This window comes from Streptomyces sp. NPDC006283, from assembly GCF_040613325.1.
Taxonomy (GTDB): Bacteria; Actinomycetota; Actinomycetes; order Streptomycetales; family Streptomycetaceae; genus Streptomyces.
Window position 1 is genome coordinate 1 of sequence record NZ_JBEXRZ010000396.1, and the last position, 2,792, is coordinate 2,792.

Genomic DNA, 2,792 nt, shown 5'->3' on the forward strand with positions numbered 1-2,792 from the left:
GGGAGGTTTCCCCAGCCCCAGTACGGGATGGGGCGGTCGGGGGTTTCGCCGAGTTTGTCGGCGGGGTCGATACGCCTGTCCCCGACCGTACACAGATGAGTCCAGTCGTCGCCCATGTCGAAGACGTAGGCGAATGCTCGCCGGCCTGCAGCCTGCTCAGCTTGGTCGCATGGCCATCCACGGTGCCGTCCGGAGCCTCGCCGTCCCACCATTCCAGGGGGCTGACCCCGGTGCCGTCGGACAAGGTGAACAGGTGCAGGTGAACCAGATCCCAGCGGGCGAAGGCGAGATCGATGGCCGTGGCGAGCAGGGCAAAGAGTGCGAGCGCGCGGCGGCGAAGATCCGGCCGGGGCGAGGCCACAGGTCCGCACCGTGCCCAGAGACCAATTCCACCCGGATGGACAGCCAGGTACGCGCCACGCTCACAAACCCCTCACACCACGTCGACCGAAACGAGGACCGAGACTACTGAGTGTGGCTGCCGGGTGGGGAGTCGAGCTGACCGTAATACTGGGCCGGCTGTCACCGCGAGCGCCCTCGAACGTCGATGCCGACGGTTCGGGTGGTGGACGTTGTTGTTCTGACGGCGGATGGCGCGGGGCTGGTGTGTGGAAGGCTTCCTGCCAAGCGAATCACTGTGATGAATCAGCCCCGAGCCCTTCTTGATGCCACGCCGCCACAGGGCCATCTCCAGGGCGTCCAGCGGGAGATCGGTGCGCATGTGGGTGGCGAGCTGCCATCCGACGATCATGCGCGAGTACACGCCTAGGACGAAGGCGGCGTAGACCCAGCCTGACCAGGTGCGGACCTAGGTGAGGTCGGCGACCTACAGCTGGTTCGGACGATGGGCTTCGAAGTGGCGGTTGACCAAGTCCGGTGGCCTGGGTGCGGACGGCTCGGAGATGGTGCGGCCCCGCTGTCCGCAGATGACGCTTTCCAGGCCGTCTTCGAGCATCAGCCGTTCCACGGTGCACCGGGCGCTGTGCACGCCTGAGCGTTGCAACTGGCGGTGGACGCGCCGGGCTCCGTAGGTCTCCCCGGATGCGGCGTGGACGCGGCGTATGTGCTCGACGAGCCGTTCGTCACGCAGGCGCCGGGCGGATTGGGGCCGCCTGCGGCGGGCGTTGTATGCCGAGACTGACAGGCCGAGGTCCCAGCGCTGCCAGCACCGTGAACACGGTACCGGAGGGATCGTGCGAGCCCTTCAACTTCCCGGTGAGGAACTCCAGGCCGACGTCGCCCACCTTCAGCTCCTCGGCGAGCATGGCGAGTTCGATGCCGCGGCCGAGTCGTTTGTGTTCGTGGACGACGAGGGTGACGCGGACGCCGGAGGCGCGGATCTCGCCGGCGAGCTTGACGGCGGCCTCCAGTTCGGGCCGCTTGGTGGCGCGGGACCCGGTTTACGCACGCAGCAGGCGACGGAGCGGGATGTGAATTATCAGGGCTGGCTGACGCGCAACCCATCTCGCGTGGGCTCGACGATGAGTACGTCGTCCATGATGTCGGCTACGCTCCGCAGAAGCTCACCGAAAGCTTCGTCCCATCACATGTCCAGCCTTGTGGTTGACCGTAGCACCTCGTAATAGGACCCGGCACGAAGGGAGTCCAGCGTGGACTTCAGTGCCTCGGTCGGATCGTTAACCGCGTGCCGCTTCTGCAATTGGATCATGCGCTGCAGGAAGCCTGCTTGGCAGGGCTCGTCGTCGGCTGCAATTGCTCTCTCGAGACCGAGCCCGTAGCTGTCGCCAGCAGCCTTTTCGTCACCGAGGTCCTCGCAGGTTTGTCCGAGAGCATCCAGGTACCTCATGGCGGTGCTGGCTGGCAGCCAGTCCAAGCCGTCGCGCACCAAAAAAGAGGTCAGTTCGGCCGTCATGTCTTTGGCGGCCGAGAATGATCCCGCCCCTATCAGTGCTGCCGCCTGGTACAGCAGGAACGTCAATGCATGCAGGGTGTCGTCTGACTCAGTCTGTGAAAGACACAGCTCGTACGCCCGCTTATGCTCACCCAGACGGAGGAAGCTGATGACCTCTGCTTCGGTGAGGAAGGGGTCGAGCTGTGCTGGTCCTGTCTCGCGCAGGCGGGAGGCGAACCGAAGGGCTTCCTCGAAGGCACCCGCCCGAAAGTATGTCTTCAGGCAATCCAGTGTGTAGATGTTCCACAGCGTCGCGCTGCTGGACTCCTCTCGCTCGAGGATCGCAGTGTAGTCGGAGCCCTCTACGACCAGGGGCCCGATGGAGACAGGGTGACGCGCTAGGAGGTCGTGTGCGAGACGGAAATGGTCGAGAGCCTCGGCAGTCCTGGCCTCGACACGAAGAAGACGTCCGAGGTTGATCCACGGCTGTAGTGCGAGAGGCAGGGCATCGCCCCTAGGTAGGCCCTTCTCCAACAGGCCCGCCAGCCAGATGACCTGTGTAGTACAGATAGCGCGGGCGTTGGTACGGTCTCCGCGTGAAGCCTCGATCAGGGCAGCGAGATTGATGAGTGAGCAGATAGCCCGCGTATCTGGCGGATCATGTGCTGCCTGGGCCGTCAGTGCTCTTCGGATCTGCTCTGCCCATTTCCGCAGTGGCTGGCGTACGGGCCGGTCCCGCAGGAGCAGGAAGTCACTAGGAAGCCAGTGGGGGTGTGTCACTGGCCCGCAGGAACCGTCGGCAAGGGACGGCGGCTTACGACCTCGTGCGTGATTAGCGGTGACGACGGCTGACCTGGGTCGTTGGTCTGTGTGTGGTGGGGGTTGAAGCACGCAGGTTGATCATGTCGGAGCGTCGCGTCACGGGACTTTCGGCGTCCGT

At 64.7% G+C, this 2,792-nt stretch carries 3 protein-coding genes and 1 pseudogene; all 4 read right to left on the bottom strand.

The window, feature by feature from the left end:
• Positions 1-433 precede the first annotated feature (433 nt).
• A pseudogene (locus tag ABZ070_RS36475) lies at positions 434-790 on the bottom strand (DDE-type integrase/transposase/recombinase); the annotation flags it as partial.
• Between the two features lie 36 nt (positions 791-826).
• A complete protein-coding gene (locus ABZ070_RS36480; protein WP_356640405.1) occupies positions 827-1,144 on the bottom strand; it encodes an IS3 family transposase in 318 nt (105 codons plus the stop codon).
• Positions 1,083-1,265: a hypothetical protein gene (locus ABZ070_RS36485; protein ID WP_356640401.1), complete on the bottom strand. Its 183-nt coding sequence runs from the start codon at positions 1,263-1,265 to the stop codon at positions 1,083-1,085. The genes ABZ070_RS36480 and ABZ070_RS36485 overlap by 62 nt, the downstream gene beginning before the upstream one ends.
• Before the next feature lie 278 nt (positions 1,266-1,543).
• The gene (locus tag ABZ070_RS36490; RefSeq protein WP_356640403.1) at positions 1,544-2,632 is read right to left on the bottom strand and encodes a hypothetical protein; all 1,089 of its coding nucleotides are present in this window, start codon (positions 2,630-2,632) and stop codon (positions 1,544-1,546) included.
• Between the last annotated feature and the right edge of the window lie 160 nt (positions 2,633-2,792).

Bases quoted from the DNA above. Each gene is read 5' to 3' on its own strand.
- ABZ070_RS36485 (WP_356640401.1), bottom strand. From the start codon at position 1,265: ATGCTCGCCGAGGAGCTGAAGGTGGGCGACGTCGGCCTGGAGTTCCTC.